The sequence below is a fragment of the Actinoplanes ianthinogenes genome, from assembly GCF_018324205.1.
GTDB classification, from domain to species: domain Bacteria; phylum Actinomycetota; class Actinomycetes; order Mycobacteriales; family Micromonosporaceae; genus Actinoplanes; species Actinoplanes ianthinogenes.
Genome location: NZ_AP023356.1, coordinates 9,776,193 through 9,790,794, shown reverse-complemented (window position 1 = coordinate 9,790,794; position 14,602 = coordinate 9,776,193). Strand labels below are relative to the sequence as shown.

The 14,602-nt window shown below is 73.1% G+C and carries 15 protein-coding genes; 6 read left to right on the top strand and 9 right to left on the bottom strand.

Annotated features, from left to right (window positions below; genetic code table 11):
- Positions 1-49 precede the first annotated feature (49 nt).
- A complete protein-coding gene (locus Aiant_RS44805; RefSeq protein WP_189335430.1) occupies positions 50-391 on the top strand; it encodes a hypothetical protein in 342 nt (113 codons plus the stop codon).
- On the opposite strand, the gene Aiant_RS44800 is transcribed toward Aiant_RS44805, so the two are convergent.
- The 3 genes from Aiant_RS44800 to Aiant_RS44790 form a co-directional block, all read right to left on the bottom strand.
- A complete protein-coding gene (locus Aiant_RS44800) occupies positions 360-1,709 on the bottom strand; it encodes an FUSC family protein (protein ID WP_229831210.1) in 1,350 nt (449 codons plus the stop codon). The two genes, Aiant_RS44805 and Aiant_RS44800, sit on opposite strands and share 32 nt — an antisense overlap.
- 220 nt (positions 1,710-1,929) lie before the next feature.
- Positions 1,930-2,766, bottom strand: coding sequence for an NAD-dependent epimerase/dehydratase family protein (locus Aiant_RS44795; protein ID WP_189335431.1), 837 nt, complete (start codon positions 2,764-2,766; stop codon positions 1,930-1,932).
- Positions 2,767-2,775: 9 nt separating this feature from the next.
- Positions 2,776-3,258 carry a MarR family winged helix-turn-helix transcriptional regulator gene (locus Aiant_RS44790; protein WP_189335432.1) on the bottom strand — a complete coding sequence of 161 codons (483 nt, stop codon included), beginning with the start codon at positions 3,256-3,258 and terminating at the stop codon, positions 2,776-2,778.
- Between the two features lie 92 nt (positions 3,259-3,350).
- Between Aiant_RS44790 and Aiant_RS44785 the strand changes: the two genes are divergently transcribed.
- Positions 3,351-4,247, top strand: a complete 897-nt coding sequence (locus Aiant_RS44785; RefSeq protein WP_189335433.1) for an alpha/beta hydrolase — start codon at positions 3,351-3,353, stop codon at positions 4,245-4,247.
- Between the two features lie 160 nt (positions 4,248-4,407).
- Positions 4,408-6,318 (top strand): PAS domain-containing sensor histidine kinase, encoded by a 1,911-nt coding sequence (locus Aiant_RS44780; RefSeq protein ID WP_229831212.1) that lies wholly within the window; start codon positions 4,408-4,410, stop codon positions 6,316-6,318.
- Here Aiant_RS44780 and Aiant_RS44775 read toward each other — a convergent pair.
- Complete coding sequence (locus tag Aiant_RS44775; protein WP_189335435.1) at positions 6,311-7,279, bottom strand: Lrp/AsnC family transcriptional regulator; 969 nt, start codon at positions 7,277-7,279, stop codon at positions 6,311-6,313. The two genes, Aiant_RS44780 and Aiant_RS44775, sit on opposite strands and share 8 nt — an antisense overlap.
- 85 nt (positions 7,280-7,364) lie before the next feature.
- Here Aiant_RS44775 and Aiant_RS44770 point away from each other — a divergent pair, with 85 nt between their 5' ends.
- Complete coding sequence (locus Aiant_RS44770; protein WP_189335436.1) at positions 7,365-8,831, top strand: MFS transporter; 1,467 nt, start codon at positions 7,365-7,367, stop codon at positions 8,829-8,831.
- On the opposite strand, the gene Aiant_RS44765 is transcribed toward Aiant_RS44770, so the two are convergent.
- Entirely contained in the window at positions 8,832-9,371 is a 540-nt protein-coding gene (locus Aiant_RS44765) for a VHL beta domain-containing protein (protein WP_189335437.1), read from the bottom strand. It abuts the gene before it with no gap.
- A gap of 13 nt (positions 9,372-9,384) precedes the next feature.
- Positions 9,385-9,606 carry a CDGSH iron-sulfur domain-containing protein gene (locus tag Aiant_RS44760; protein ID WP_189335438.1) on the bottom strand — a complete coding sequence of 74 codons (222 nt, stop codon included), beginning with the start codon at positions 9,604-9,606 and terminating at the stop codon, positions 9,385-9,387.
- Positions 9,607-9,656: 50 nt separating this feature from the next.
- Here Aiant_RS44760 and Aiant_RS44755 point away from each other — a divergent pair, with 50 nt between their 5' ends.
- Positions 9,657-10,616, top strand: a complete 960-nt coding sequence (locus Aiant_RS44755; RefSeq protein ID WP_189335439.1) for an iron-containing redox enzyme family protein — start codon at positions 9,657-9,659, stop codon at positions 10,614-10,616.
- Here Aiant_RS44755 and Aiant_RS44750 read toward each other — a convergent pair.
- Positions 10,602-11,540: a methyltransferase gene (locus Aiant_RS44750; protein ID WP_189335440.1), complete on the bottom strand. Its 939-nt coding sequence runs from the start codon at positions 11,538-11,540 to the stop codon at positions 10,602-10,604. The two genes, Aiant_RS44755 and Aiant_RS44750, sit on opposite strands and share 15 nt — an antisense overlap.
- Positions 11,541-12,344: an SDR family NAD(P)-dependent oxidoreductase gene (locus Aiant_RS44745; RefSeq protein WP_189335441.1), complete on the bottom strand. Its 804-nt coding sequence runs from the start codon at positions 12,342-12,344 to the stop codon at positions 11,541-11,543. It abuts the gene before it with no gap.
- A 70-nt stretch (positions 12,345-12,414) separates the two neighbouring features.
- Here Aiant_RS44745 and Aiant_RS44740 point away from each other — a divergent pair, with 70 nt between their 5' ends.
- The gene (locus Aiant_RS44740; RefSeq protein ID WP_189335442.1) at positions 12,415-13,371 is read left to right on the top strand and encodes an ABC transporter substrate-binding protein; all 957 of its coding nucleotides are present in this window, start codon (positions 12,415-12,417) and stop codon (positions 13,369-13,371) included.
- On the opposite strand, the gene Aiant_RS44735 is transcribed toward Aiant_RS44740, so the two are convergent.
- Positions 13,338-14,546, bottom strand: coding sequence for an MFS transporter (locus Aiant_RS44735; RefSeq protein WP_189335443.1), 1,209 nt, complete (start codon positions 14,544-14,546; stop codon positions 13,338-13,340). The genes Aiant_RS44740 and Aiant_RS44735 overlap by 34 nt on opposite strands.
- Positions 14,547-14,602: the final 56 nt, after the last annotated feature.

Genomic DNA, 14,602 nt, shown 5'->3' with positions numbered 1-14,602 from the left:
AAACCGGCCGCGGGAGCGCCGCAGGGGGCCGCCTGGGATGATCGGCGGTGTGGCGCCCAGAGCATTGACCGAGCGGGAGCGGGCAGTTCTCGACGCGCTGCTGACCGTGGATTTCGAGGGCGTGGAGGAGCTGCGACGTCAGGCGGCCGAGGCCCGGGTGGTCGGCGAGTGCGGCTGCGGTTGCCCGTCCATCGACTTCCAGGACGGCACCGGGATGAACGTGCGCGTCAACGCCTCGGTCCGCGGAGCCTACGACGAGCTGTTCCTTTACAGCTTCGGCGACGATCGGCTCGGCGGCATCGAGTGGGCCGGCGTGGACGAGAAGCCGGCCGAGTTCCCACCGCCCGAGCTGCTGGAGATCAGCGTCGCGTCGCGGCCTTGCGCACCATGAGCCGGACCGCCGGCAGCACCTCCGAAACGGCTGGGATGCTCGGTCCCGGCTCCCGCACCCCGATGCTCAGCGCGGGAGCGGTCCGCTCCAGCGACCCGGCCATTCGGTCGATGTCGGTGATGATCGAGCCGGTCAGCACCAGCACCCCGGTGTCGTCCACCTCGGTCCGGACCGTCCGGACCGTGTGCCGCCGCGTGTCCCGCAGCGCCTCCAGCGACGCCTGAAGGCTCTGGTAGGAGCTGCCGGTCGGCGAAGTGCCGGCAGATCCCGCATGGGCGGAGTAGCCGGCGTGCGCCGCGAACGCTTCCGAGGCGGCCGTGAGCACCGGCCCGATCTGTGCGGGCACCCCGGGTGCGTGCGGCGTGGCGGCCGAGTCGAACATCGACCGGGCCACCGAGTTCACCTGGTCGACCCCGTGCTCCAGCGCCCGCACCGTCTCCCGCAACGGCGTCACCCGGCCCACCGGTGTCCGCAGTGACCATCGGGCCTGCCGCAGCAGGTCGTCCACGGCGGTGACCGCCTCGTCGAGGTCGGCGCCGAGCTCCCGGGACCGTGCCAGCCACCGGGCCGCCTGCTCCCGGCTGTAGCCGTCCCGGGCACCGGCGCCGAGCTCGCCGAGCAGGGCGGCGATGCCGGTGGACAGCTGAGTCAGGTTCCACCGCGCACGTTCCCGCGGCGTCATGCCACCGACCAGCGGAGACAGGATCGCGCCGACGACGATGCCGAGGGCCGTGGCCGCGATCCGCTGCCACACGAACGTCTCGGTCACGGCGCTGCCGGCCACCAGAATGCCGAGCGAGGTGAGCGGCACCGTGACCGCACTGTCGCCCAGTCGCAGCAGCCGCCCGGCGGCCAGCCCGCACCCCGTGATGATCGCGATCGACCACGGCGTGAGCCCGAACGTGCCCCACACCACCACGGTGACGGCGATGCCGGCGAGCGTGCCGATCAGCCGCTGGGTGCCTTCCCGGACCGAGGCGTGCGAGCTGAGCTGCACCGACAGGGTCGCGGAGATCGCCGCGGTGACCGGCCCGGCCAGCCCCAGGGTGCTCGCCGCCGACCAGGCCATGCCGGCGGCGACCGCGGTCACCAGCCCGGAGCGGACGAGCGCCGGATCGACCCAGGCGCGACACCGTCGCACGACCCGCCGCAGCGGGTCCGGCATGTGCGGTCGCATCCGCGCGACCGCCGCCCGGCAAACGGCCTCGACGGCGGGCCGGACCTTGCGACGCAGCAGCGCCGCGGCGAACGCGCACACGAGCAGGCTGACGGCGACGACGACGAGCGGACGCAGGTGGGCGGTGAACAGCTGAAACAACGGAGCGTTTTCTCTTTCGGTCTCGACCGGCAGCAGGCAAGAAAACGCTATCTCCGATGAATCGGCATATACCGGTAATAACCGAAGTGTGACGGCCGTCGCGCTCGGAAGAGATCGTCGCCCGGTCCCGGTCCGCCGGGCAGCCGCGCAAAGACGCCAGACGCCCTCACCATGGAGCACCGGGCGGCCCGGCCGTGCCGGGCGCATCGGCGAGGAGGGCTCAGGTCGTACGGAAAAGGGGGTGTTTCGGGGTCCAGGAAAGCTTCGCGCGGGCCAGCGAATTGTCAGCCCCACGCTCCCAAGCGGCCCGGCCCGGGACGACCCTCGGCGGGGGCGCGCCGAGCGCCTCGGCGAAAGCGGCCGCCCACACCCGGGACGGCAGGGGCTGGTCGTCCACGATGTTGTAGACGCCGGCGGGCCAGGACACCGCCTGCGCCGCCGCGAGCGCCGCGTCCTCGATGTGCAGGAACGAGGTCACCCCGTCGTTCGCCGTGAAGTCGCCCGCCAGCAACTGCCGGCCGACCCGCCCCTCCCGGTGGTACCAGGTGCCGGGGCCGTAGAACATGCCGTACCGCAGCACCACGTGCTCCACCACCTCGGCGGCCTGTGTCTCCAGCGCCCGCACCCCGTCCACCGTCACCGCCCGCGCCCCGTCGGCGGCCGGGTCCAGCGGCGTCTCCTCGGTCGCCGGCGTGTCCCCGGGCGCGTACGCCCAGGCGATCGACTGTGCCACCAGCCGTCGCACCCCGGCCGCCTTCGCCGCGTCGACCAGGTTCCGGGTGCCCTCGTGCCGGATCCGGGCGTTGTCGGCCAGGCTGCCACCGGACAGTGCCGTCAACTGGTGCACCAGCACGTCCGGCGCGGCCTCACGCACCGCCGCGGCCAGCGCCGCCCGGTCGTAGACGTCCACCCGCACCCCGGCGGCGCCCTGCTCGGCGAGCGCCCGCACCCCGTCCGCGCTGCGCCCGATCCCGGTCACCTGGTGACCGCCGGCGATCAGCATCGGGATGAGCAGGCGTCCGACCTGGCCGGTCGCGCCGGCGACGAAGATCCGCATGTGCCAACGCTAGGCCGCGCCCGGCCCGTTGCCATGGTCCAATTCGGCCTCAGTCGGCTGGGCCATTCCGGACTCGAGGTGGCGGCGCCAGGTGTGCAGTCCGGCGGCCAGCTGAGCCAGCATCGGCTGCGGGAGGGCGGCCACCTGCTCGGCCCAGGCCGCCTCGAAGGTCGGCACCGCCGCGGCCAGCGCCTGCGAGCCCGCCGGGGTGAGGGACAGCAGTGACGAGCGCCGGTCGTCCGGGTTGGCGCGCCGCTCGCACCAGCCCCGGGCGACCAGGCGATCCACCCCCTTGCTGGTGGCGCCGACGGTGATGCCGACCTCCTGGGCGATGTCGAAGACCCGGCAGGCCGGGCGGCCGTCGATGATGCGCAGGAACTCCAGCTGGCCGAGCGCCATGTCGTGCTCGGCGCGCACGCGCGCGTCGACACGGTTCCAGAGCAGCGTCTCGGTCCGGACGAGATCGGTGAACAGCGATGTGAGGTCCGTCACGGGCAAGACTTCCATTCAAAGGAATTAGCTTCCAGGGAAGCTAGTTGTCGCGAGTGAGGCAATTTTGCCAGTCCATCGTCATGGAGGTTGACATGAGCCGACAGCAACAGCGGGACGCGGTCCGGGCGGCGCTGGCCGCGGCGCCGAAGGAGCGCGGGACCGTCGAGCAGGAGCGGGCCGGGTTCGAGCTGTTCGGGACGGCACGGCCGCTCGCGTCCGGGGTGATCGGCGACGACGTCACGCTGGGCGGCCGGCGCGCGGTGCGCCTGCGCGGTGATGATCAGTCCCGGACGGTGGTGCTGTATCTGCACGGCGGCGGCTACGTGGTCGGCTCGCACCGGACCGGCGCGCGGCTCGCCTCGGCGCTGGTGGCCCGGACCGGCGGGACCGGATATTCGCTGGATTACCGGCTGGCGCCGGAGCATCCGTACCCGGGCGCGGTCGAGGACGCCCTCGCGGCCTACCGGGAGGTGCTGGTCACGACCGCGGCGAGCGACATCGTGGTGGCCGGTGACTCGGCCGGGGGCGGGCTCACCGTCGCGCTGCTGGTCGCGGCGCGCGAGGCCGGGCTGCCGCAGCCGGCCGCGGCCGCGGTCTTCTCCCCGTGGGCCGATCTGACCCTCACCGGCGAGAGCCTGCGGACCCGGGCCGGCGCCGATCCGCTGTTCGACGTGCCGGCGCTGCGGTGGTATGCCGATCACTACGCGCCGACGGCCGCGGCGGCCCGGGCGGCGAGTCCGATCTTCGCTGATCTGTCCGGGCTGGCGCCGCTGCTGGTCCAGGTCGGCGGCGACGAGCTGCTGCTGGACGACGCGGTGCGGCTGGCGGCGCGGGCCGCCGCCGACGACGTCGAGGTGACCCTCGAGGTGGGGCCCGGGCTGCCGCACGTCTATCAGATCAACTTCGGGGCGCTCGACGACGCCGACGAGGCGCTCGACCGTGCGGGCACGTTCCTGTCCCGCCGGCTGCACGCCGCTGTCGCCGCCTGATTTCACGACCCGATTCGGGTACGCCGTGAGCACCGTCCCGCCGAGCGTGGCGGGGCGGTGCTCACGGCGTACGCAAATCAGATCTTGATCTTGCGGAGTGCCCGCCGGGCGGCCGCTGGCATGCGAGGATATGCCCGTTATGTCTAGTACCTCGGCGGTCGTGGGCAAGACTGGGCTCGACTATCGGACGCTGTTCCGCAGCTCGCCGGCGGCGCTGCTCGTGCTGGACCCCGAGCTGATCATCGTCGACGTCACGGACACCTACCTGACGGCCACCATGCGCGGGCGCGACGAGCTGCTGGGACTGCACCTGTTCACCGCCTTCCCCGACAACCCCGACGACACCGAGCCGGGCGGGGTGAACCGGCTCGCCGCGTCGCTCGACCGGGTCCGTCGCGAGGGCGTCACCGACGTGATGGCCATCCACAAATACGACATCCCGCGACCCGACGGCACCTTCGAGACTCGCTACTGGGCGCCGGTCAACGCGCCGGTGTTCGCCGCCGACGGCACGATCGCGCTGCTCGTGCACCGGGTGGAGGACGTCACCGAATACGTCCTGGCGCAGCAGGACGGCGCGCTGGGACGCCTCGCCGGCGAGCTGCGGGTGCGCACCGAGCAGGTCGAGTCGGAGATCTTCGCCCGGCGCCAGGCGCAGGAGCGGACCGCGACGATGCAGGCCGCGGCCGACAGCCTGGACATCGCGATCCTGGCCTGCGACGCGCAGGGCCGGCCGGTGCTGCGCAACCAGACCGCCTGGGAGCTGCTCGACGACCAGTGGCCGGAGCAGCTGCGTCCGCCGCTGCGGCGCGCGGTGCGCGGCGAGGTGGTCCGGGACGCCGAGGTGGACCTGCGCCTGCCCGGGCGGCCCCGGCGGATCCTGCGGATGAACGCCCGCCCGATCGCCGGGCAGCCGGGGCTCACCACGGTGGTGTCGCTGCGGGACATCACCGCCCGCCGGCTCGCCGCCCGGTTGCAGGAGGGCGAGCTGGAGGTCACCCACCTGATCGCGCAGGGGCGTCCGTCCGGGGAGACGCTGCGGCAGGTGATGCGGATTGTCGGCACCTCGATCGGCTGGTCGGCGACCGAGTTCTGGGTGCTCGACGAGGTCACCCAGGCGTTGCGGCGGGAGGCCCGCTGGACGTTCTTCCACCGGGAGGACCCGCCGAGCCTGAGCGTGGGACTGCCGGGGCGGGCGTGGCGGGCGGCCACCCCGCTGTGGGAGAGGGAGGCGGGGGCCGGCGCGGCGCTGGCCATCCCGGTCCCGTCCGGGCCGAAACCGCTCGGGGTGCTGGTCTGCTACAGCGACGGTGAGGAGATCTCCGAGCACCTGCGGGACGCGGTGGTCACCGGGATCGGCGCCCGGCTCGGCGAGTTCCTCGAACGCCGCCGCGCCGAACGACTCGCGGCGGAGCTGGACCGCACCCGGGACGAGTACATCGCGCTGGTCGGGCACGAGCTGCGCACGCCGCTGACCAGCATCCAGGCGCACACCGAGCTGCTCCTCGACGACCCCGGGCTGGACGACGAGCAGCGGGACGCCCTGACGGTGATGCTGCGCAACGCGGAGAGCCTGCGCGGCATCGTGATGCGCCTGCTCGACGTGGCCGGCCTGCGCTGGGGCCACATCGAGCTGAACCGGGCGCCGATGGACCTGGCCGAGCTGGTCCGCGCCGCGGTGTCCGGCCGGACCGGCGTGGTGGTCGACGCGGCCGAGGCGGTCACCGTCGACGGCGACCCGGAGCGGCTGCGGGAGGTGCTGGACGAGCTGCTGACCAACGCGGTGACCTGGGCGGTCGCGGGCACAGCGGTGAACGTCGGGGTGCACGCGGACGCGGGCGCGGCGGTGGTGACGGTGTCGAACGTGGGGGAGGGGATTCCGGCGGAGGAGCGCGGGCGGCTGTTCGATCTGTTCTTCCGCGGCGAGGCGGCCCGGCATCAGGGGGTGCCGGGTCACGGTCTCGGGCTGACGGTGGCGCGGGCGGTCGTCGAGCAGCACGGGGGCACGCTGACCGTGAGCGAGCCGGGACCGGCGGCCACCACGTTCACGCTCCGGCTTCCGGTCAGCTGACCAGGACGGTGCCGGCGCCCTTGACGCGGCGCACCAGGGGGACGGTTTCCGCGCTGGAGACACCGTCGAGGGCGCCGACGCCGTTGGCCAGGTACTCGTAGAGTTCGTCCAGGTTGCGGCAGAGGACGGAGGCGGCGATGCCGGCCGGGCCGGTCACCGCGGTGGCGTACGCGATCTGCGGGTGACTCGCCAGCGCCTGGGTGACGCCGGTCAGGGCGGACGGGGCGACGGTCAGCCACAGCATCGCCTCGGCGGTGTATCCGAACAGGGCCGGGTCGATCTCCACGTCGAAATAGAGGATGTCGGTGCGGCGCAGCTCCTCGAGGCGGCGCCGGACGGTGGTCTCCGACCAGCCGGTCGCCGCGGCCAGCGCCGGGTGCGTCGCCCGGCCGTCGCGGGCCAGCATGGTCAGCAGGTCGTTGTCGGCGGTGGTGAGCGTGACCCGGCCGGCGGGCTGGGCGGCGGGCGGCTGGAGGGCGGCCACCTGGTCCGGGGTCAGGGCGGCGGTGCGCCCGGGCCAGCCGTTGGTGCCGGCCACCGCGCGCAGGATGCAGTGCGCGCTGACCGAGGTGACCCGCGAGTTCCTCGGCAGCCGTTGCAGCAGCAGCTCGCCGTCCTCGGCCTGCTTGCGGGTGCGGGTGATGCAGCTGATCTCGGTACCGCCGGACATCACCGACACCCATGACGTGTCGGCGCGCCGGGCCAGCGCGGTCGCCACCGGCATCGCCGCGTCCGGAGTGCAGCGCATCCGGATCAGCCAGTCGACGTGACCGAGGGCGCCCGCGTACGGCAAGCCGACCACGCGCAGCGCTCCGGTGGACCGCAGCCGCTGATAGCGCCGGGCCACGGTGCGGTCGGACGCGCCGAGCACGGCCGCGATCTGGCTGAACGAGGCGCGCCCGTCGACCTGCAACGCGTGGGCCAACTGCCGATCGAGGTCATCCAGGGTGAGTGGATCCACCGGCGTACCGTATCAGCGTGTCGGAATCCGCCGGGATCCGTCGCGAGTGTGCCGCGAACCCGGACCGGCGGGCATCGTCCCCGGCATGCGCAAATGGTTGCCCCTGCTCGCCGTCTCGCTGAGCACGTTCATGCTGCTGGTCGATCTGACCATCGTCACCATCGCCGCCCCGGACCTGGCCGCCGAGCTGCACTCGTCGTTCTCCGCCCTGCAGTGGACCGTCGACCTTTATGTGCTGGTGCTCGCCTCGCTGCTGATGGCGGCCGGTTCGCTGGCCGACCGGCTCGGGCACCGGCGGGTCTTCGTGACCGGCCTGATCGTCTTCGCCGCCGCCTCGCTGGCCTGCGGGCTGGCCCCGGACACCGGCACGCTGATCCTCGCCCGCGGCGTGCAGGGCGCGGGCGCCGCGGCCATGTACGCCACCAACGCCGCCCTGCTCGGCCTCACCTACACCGGCCGGGACCGCTCGGTGGCCTTCGGTGTGTGGGGCGCCGCGAACGGGGCGGCGGCCGCGGCCGGCCCGATCCTCGGCGGGCTGCTCACCGAGCAGGTCGGCTGGCGCTCCATCTTCCTGATCAACCTGCCGGTCGCGGTGGCGGCCCTGATCCTGGCCCGGCTGGCCCTGCCCGGCGGCCGCGGCTCCGGCGCCGGGCGGCTGGACCTGCCCGGCGTGGCCACCTTCACGTGCTCGGTGTCGCTGATCGTCTACGGCCTGATCCGGGCCGGGGAAGCCGGCTGGACCGACCCGGCGACGGCCGGCGTGCTGGCCGCCGGGGTGGCCGCCGCCCTGCTGTTCCTGCTGCTGGAACGCCGTCGCGAGCAGCCGATGCTGGACCTGGCGCTGTTCCGGCGCCCGGCGTTCACCGTGCTGATGGCCGGGGCGGCGGGACTGACCGCCGCCGCGTTCGCCAACACGGTGTTCATCTCGCTGTGGGCGCAGTCGGTGCTCGGCCTCGGCCCGATGGCGGCCGGTCTGGTGCTGGCGCCGATGGCCGTGGTCTCCTTCGTGGTCGCGGCGGCGGGCGGGCGGCTGCTGCACGGGGTTCCGGCCCGCTGGACGATCGGCGGCGGGCTGCTGCTGATCGGCTGTGGCAACGCGCTGTGCCTGCTGGTCGACGGCGACTCGGGCTGGGCCGCGGTGCTGCCCGGACTGGCGGTGACCGGTGTCGGGGTGGGTTTGAGCACGCCGGTGCTGGCGTCGGCCGCGCTGTCCGTGGTGCGCCCGGAGCGGGCCGGGATGGCGAACGGGGCGGCCAACACGTTCCGGCAGCTCGGGTACGCCCTGGCACTGCCGGTGCTGGCCACCCTGATGACCGCCCGGATCCGGGACGACCTGGGTGCCGCGGTCGCCGAGCGGCTGGTCGGCGGCGACTATCCGGCGCTGGCCGCCGAGGTGCCCGGCGCGGTGCTGCGCGGCGCCTACGCGGCCGGCCTCGACCGGGTCTTCCTGATCAGCGCGGTCCTGGCGGTGCTGACCGGGGTCGCGATCCTGGCCCTGCTGCGGCCCGCCACGGACCGGGAACCGGCCCCCGCGCCGGCACCGGTCGGCTGATCAGCGGATGGTGGCCCGGCTCGGCTCACCGGTCGCCTCGAAGACGGCGAACGGCGTGCCGTCGGGCCGGGTCACGATCCAGACGTGCCCGAGATAGGTCGGCTGGTCGTAGCTCTCGCCCGGAGCCAACTCCTGGTAGAAGATCCGCTGCTGGTCGTAGCCCACCCACTTGACGACCACCGTACCGGCGGTCTCGTTGGTGAAGTGGATCCAGGTAGCGGTGTTCTGCGCGTGGCCCTGGAGGATGAGCTCGGCGCCGGCCGGGTGCACCTCCAGCTCCGGCCAGTCGGCGGCGCCGGTCGGGGCGGCGCCGACCGGGTCGCCGGCCGGCGCGGCGGCCACCGGCTGAGCCGCCGGCTCGTCGGCGGGCGCCGCCCGCAGGACCACCAGGGCGCCGCCGGCGACGACCAGCAGACCCAGGACGGCGACCAGGATGATCAGGCCGAGGTTCCGGCGATCGTTGCGGGGTGGCGGCGGCTGATAGGCGTAGACCGGGGGCGGCTGGTAGCCCGGCGGAACATCGGGCGGTATCTCCGTCACCCGCTCACCGTAATCAATCGACGCTCGGTGGCGGGTTGTCGCGTCCGGTTCCGGCCTTGAATCGCACGGTCTTGTGGGTGCCGTCGCAGAACGGCTTGTCGGCCGACTTGCCGCAGCGGCACAGCGCGACGGTGCGGCGCGCCGGATCGATCCGCCTCCCGTCCGGCGTGACCAGCTCGAAGTCGCCGCGGATGAGCAGCGGGCCGTCCTCGTACGGAGTGATGGTCGACGTCATGCCGGGAAGATCCCCGTTTCGCGGTTCCGCAAACGGGCAATCGTCCGGCCATGAAATTGCCGGTGGCACGAGGGGCCCTGTCCAGCGCTGTGATCGACGCGCTGTCCGGTGGCGCCGCCGACTTCACCGTCGCGCCCGACGACGACGAGGACTTCCATCTGGCGCTGTTCGTCTGCTACGAGCTGGCCTACCGCGGCTGGGACGGGGTCGACGACGCCTGGGAATGGCGCCTCGACCTGCTGCGGCTGCGCGCCGAGCTGGAGGACCGCTGGCAGGACCGGCTGCACGAGCTGGCCGGGCCGCCGGTGGCCGCCGACCCGGAGACGGTCCCGGCCGAGCTGGCCCGGATCGTGGCCGCCGACGACGGGCCGTCCCTCTCCGGCTACCTGCGCGGGCGGGCCACCCACGAGCAGTTCCGCGAGTTCGTCATCCACCGGTCGGTCTACCACCTGCGCGAGGCCGACCCGCACACCTGGGCGATCCCGCGACTCGGCGGGCGGGCCAAGGCCGCCCTCGTCGAGATCCAGGCCGACGAGTACGGCGACGGGGTCACCGGCCGGATGCACCAGGAGCTGTTCAAGCAGACCATGAGCTGGTTCGGGCTGGACCTGACCTATGGCGGTTACGTGCACGCGGTGCCCGCCGAGACGCTGGCGGTCAACAACCTGATGTCGTTCTTCGGCCTGCACCGGGCCCGTCGCGGCGCGATCCTGGGCCACCTGGCCGCCTACGAGATGACCTCGTCGCTGCCGAACCGGGCGTACGGCAACGGCCTGCGCCGCCTCGGTGGCGACGCGAGCGCGACCGCGTTCTACGACGAGCACGTGGAGGCGGACGCGGTGCACGAGCAGATCGCCGCGCACGACCTGTGCGGCACGTTCGCGCTGGCCGAGCCGGACCTGGCCGGTCAGGTGCTGTGGGGCGCCCGGTGCGCGCTCGCGGTCGACACCCTGTGGGCCCGGGCGGTGCTGGACGCGTGGGCCGCGGGCCGGTCGTCACTGCGGGAGTGACCGGGTGGCGGTCAGCACGACCACCGCGATCCGGTCCGCCCCGGCATACGCCGGGCCCTCCAGCTCCTCGCCGTAGACGTCCGGGTCCACCTCCCGATAGGTCCAGGTCAGGTCGGTGCCGGCCAGCCGGTCGGCGGCGGCCGCCCGCAGCGGGTCCCGGCCGCCGGTGATCCCGGTGCCGCTGAACAGCACCAGCGCCCCGCCGCCCGCGAGCCGTTTCGCCGCGGCGTCGATTATGCGCAGGGACAGATCATTGCCGTCCGGGCCGCCGCCGTCGCGATAGGCGCGGCCGGCCGGGTCGACCATGAACGGCGGGTTCGCGATGATCAGGTCGAACGCGCCGTCCACGTCGTCGAGCAGGTCACCGTGGCGCGGCTGCACCCCGGTGGTCCCGGCCAGCCGGGCGTTGACCCGGGCGTAGCGCAGCGCGGTGTCGTTGATGTCCACGGCGAGGACCTGCGCGTCCGGCGCTCGCTTCGCGACCGCGATCGCGCCCGCCGCGGTGCCGCAGCCGATGTCCGCCACCCGGGCGACCGGTTGCTCGCGACCCTCCAGGTACGCCGTGGCGGCATCGATCAGCCGGTACGTGTCCGGGCCGAAGAACACCGAGTCCGGCGCGTCGGTGGGGAACGCCGAGTGCACGAACAGCTCGCCGTCGTACGTCGAGAACCGCACCCGGCTGCGCCACAGCACGCCGCCCTCGTCGGCCACCCCGGCCGCCAGCATCAGCTCGCGCAGCTCACCCGGCAGCAGCTCGGGCGGGAACGGCCGGCTCCACCCGAACACGTCCCGCAGGTCCCCGGCCACCTCGTTGCCCGGCCGCCGGTTCACCCGCGCGTGGGTCGCCGGGGTGACCGTGGTGAACCGGTAGCCGTCGTCGCGCAGCCGCTGCCCGAGCCGCAGCAGCGCCTCGTCGTCGCCCATTCAGTTCCCCGACCCGGGCTCGGCCATCTTGCGGTGCAGCTCGGCCTTCGCGCTGTCCGGCATGACCTTGCTGGCCACCGCCTGCGCCCGGGTCTTCACCGATCCGGCGAGAACCTTCTCCTTGCCGTCGAGCAACGCCCGGATGCCCTGCTCGGCGACCTGCGCCGGGTCGTCCTTGGGGCCGGCGCCGACCCGGGTGTCGTCCATCTCGGCACGGTGGAAGAAGTTCGTGTCGGTCGGCCCCGGCATCAGCGCGGTGACCGTCACCCCGGTGTCCTTCAGCTCGGCCCGCAGCGCCTCGGCGAACGACTGCACGAACGACTTCGACGCGTTGTAGACCGCCTGATAGGTGCCCGGCATCATGGACGCGATCGACGAGGTGATCAGCACCCGGCCCCGCCCGCGGGCGACCATGCCGGGCAGCGCCAGCTTGGCCAGGTGCACCGTCGAGGTGATGTTCACGTCGATGACGTTCAGCTCGGCCTCCAGCGGGGTGCCGCCGACGAAGGCGCCGCCGATGCCCCGGCCGGCGTTGAGCGCCAGTGCGTCGACCGGCCGCCCGGTCGCCTCCACGGCCGCCCACGCCTGCTCCACGCCGGTCCGGCCGGCCAGGTCGGCGCGGACCGCCAGGACCTGGTTGCGCCCGTCCCGGCGCAGGTCCGCGGCGGCCTCCTCGATGCCCTCGTCCTCGGCGACGATCAGCAGGTCGTGGCCGTGCTCGGCGAGCTGCCGGGCCAGCTCGTAGCCGATGCCGCTGGAGGCGCCGGTGACCACGGCGAACGGGTTCTCACTCGGTGTCGTCATGGCTTCCGCATGCCCCGGAAAGTGGCCGCTATTCATTGACGTGCTCGGATGACTGCCCTACCTTGCGTGCATGAATTCCAGGCTGTTCGCGGCATTCGCCGCAGTGATCCTGCTTGCCGCCGGGTGCGGCGGCACCGACGAGAAGGCGCCGACGACCGCCGGGCAGCTCGACAAGGTCAACACCGGCGTGATCGCGATCGTCGACGTCGCCCCGATCTACCTGGGCAAGGAGAAGGGCTTCTTCAAGGAGCAGAACATCGATCTGACGCTGACCACCGCCCAGGGTGGCGCCGCGATCGTCCCGGCCGTGGTCGGCGGCGAGTACCAGTTCGGCTTCAGCAACACGATCTCGCTGCTGCTCGGCGCGTCCAAGAACCTGCCGATCAAGGTGGTCTCGAACGGCAACAACTCGACCGGCGTCGACGGCAAGGACTTCGCCGGCCTGTTCGTCAAGGCGGACAGCCCGATCAAGTCGCCCAAGGACCTGGCCGGCAAGACGGTCGCCGCGAACACCCTGAAGAACATCGTCGAGACCAGCGTGCGCGCCTCGGTCCGCAAGGACGGCGGCGACCCGGCCGCGGTGAAGTTCACCGAGCTCGCCTTCCCCGACCAGGTCCCGGCGCTCCAGAAGGGCAGCGTCGACGCGATCTTCGTGGTCGAGCCGTTCCAGCAGGCCGCGGTGGCCGCCGGCGCCCGCAAGATCGCGTCCAGTTACGTGGACGTCGCCCCGGACCTCACCGTGGCCATGTACTTCACCTCGAAGCAGCTGATCGCCGCCAACCCGGACCTGGTCCGGCGCTTCACCGACGCCATGAAGAAATCCTTGACGTACGCCGACGCGCACCCGGACGAGGTACGCGACGTCCTCGGCACCTACACGAAGATCGCCCCCGAGGTCCGCTCCGTCCTCGTCCTGCCGAAGTTCCCCGCCGAGGTGAACCGCGCCTCCGTCGAGACCCTCGCCGACCTGGCCGTCACCGACCAGTTGCTGACTCAGAAGCCGGACATCAACGCGCTGCTGCCCTGACGATCGTGGCCCGGGGCTGAGCGTCGCAGCCCCGGGGTCAGCGCCACCGAGACAGCCAACGACAGCACCGCGAGCAGACCCATCGCGTGCGGGGCGCCGAGCGGCACGGCGAGCACCCCGCCCAGGCCGGCGCCGACCGCCTGACCCACCATCGTCCCGGTCGAGCAGAGACCGAACGCCTGCCCCCGGATCGCCGCGCCGGTCACGCCGACGAGCCGCTCCTGCCAGAGCAGCGAGGCGGCGTACCCGGCCGACGCGACGAATCCGAGAACGACGGCGACCGCCGGGGCCGGCGCGAGCCAGAACCCCAGATACGGCGCCGCCAGCAGCAGCCGCAACGGCCCGGCCAGCCGATCGCGGTGCGCGGGCGGGACGAACCGGCCCACCACCACGTCGCCCAGCAGCATCCCGGCCGCGGTCGCCGCGAACAGGTAGCCGGCGGAGGACTGGCCCGCGTAGGGGACGAACAGCGCCTCGCAGCCGACGATCAACCCGTTCGGCACCCACATCGCCAGGTAGAGCGGGCGGGTCACCGGTGAGCCCAGCAGCGCCCGGTTCACCTCCCGGGTCCGCTCCACGACACCCTTGCCGGACGTCACGCCCGCGCGCTCCCGGATGCCGAACCGGAGGATCAGCGTCGCCGCGGCCGCGCTGCCCGCGGCGATCAGGAAGAGGACGGTGGGCGAGAACCAGACCAGCAGCAGGCCGCCGAGCCCGTATCCGGCCACCTGCATCACCCCGGCCGCGATGTTCAGGCTGGCCCGGCCGAGCACGAAACCGTCCGCGGGCACGATCTCGTGCAGCAGCCGCATCGTCGCACCGCTCGTCGCCGAGCCCACCAGGTGCGGGAGCGCGAGGATGACGAACCGCCATCCCCAGGCCAGATCCGGCAGGGCCTGCACCGCGAACGCGACCACGTACGCGGCCGGCATGATCGTCGACGCGCGCCGCGGACCCATCGTGTCCGACACGCTGAGCACGGTGGCCGACCCGAGCAGCGTGATCAGCGGCCCGCCGAACATCGCCAGCGCGGTCAGCACCGGCGAACCGGTGCCGGCGTATGTCGTGGCGCCGAGCGCGAGACTGCCGGTCGCGACGGCCGTCGTCGTCACGCAGCGAGCCAGGAACAGGACCCGGAACTCGGGCAGGGCGAAGATCTCCCGGTAGGTACGCACGTCCCGACTGTGCGAGAGTTGGCCCGCGATCTCCACCGATTCGCGGGGAGGCGAAA

What these genes read in the sequence shown, in the direction of transcription:
- Aiant_RS44755 (WP_189335439.1), top strand. Translation starts at nt 9,657, where the DNA reads ATGAAATTGCCGGTGGCACGAGGGGCCCTGTCCAGCGCTGTGATCGAC.
- Aiant_RS44760 (WP_189335438.1), bottom strand. Translation starts at nt 9,606, where the DNA reads ATGACGTCGACCATCACTCCGTACGAGGACGGCCCGCTGCTCATCCGC.
- Aiant_RS44745 (WP_189335441.1), bottom strand. Translation starts at nt 12,344, where the DNA reads ATGACGACACCGAGTGAGAACCCGTTCGCCGTGGTCACCGGCGCCTCC.
- Aiant_RS44740 (WP_189335442.1), top strand. Translation starts at nt 12,415, where the DNA reads ATGAATTCCAGGCTGTTCGCGGCATTCGCCGCAGTGATCCTGCTTGCC.
- Aiant_RS44785 (WP_189335433.1), top strand. Translation starts at nt 3,351, where the DNA reads ATGAGCCGACAGCAACAGCGGGACGCGGTCCGGGCGGCGCTGGCCGCG.
- Aiant_RS44750 (WP_189335440.1), bottom strand. Translation starts at nt 11,540, where the DNA reads ATGGGCGACGACGAGGCGCTGCTGCGGCTCGGGCAGCGGCTGCGCGAC.
- Aiant_RS44770 (WP_189335436.1), top strand. Translation starts at nt 7,365, where the DNA reads ATGCGCAAATGGTTGCCCCTGCTCGCCGTCTCGCTGAGCACGTTCATG.
- Aiant_RS44795 (WP_189335431.1), bottom strand. Translation starts at nt 2,766, where the DNA reads ATGCGGATCTTCGTCGCCGGCGCGACCGGCCAGGTCGGACGCCTGCTC.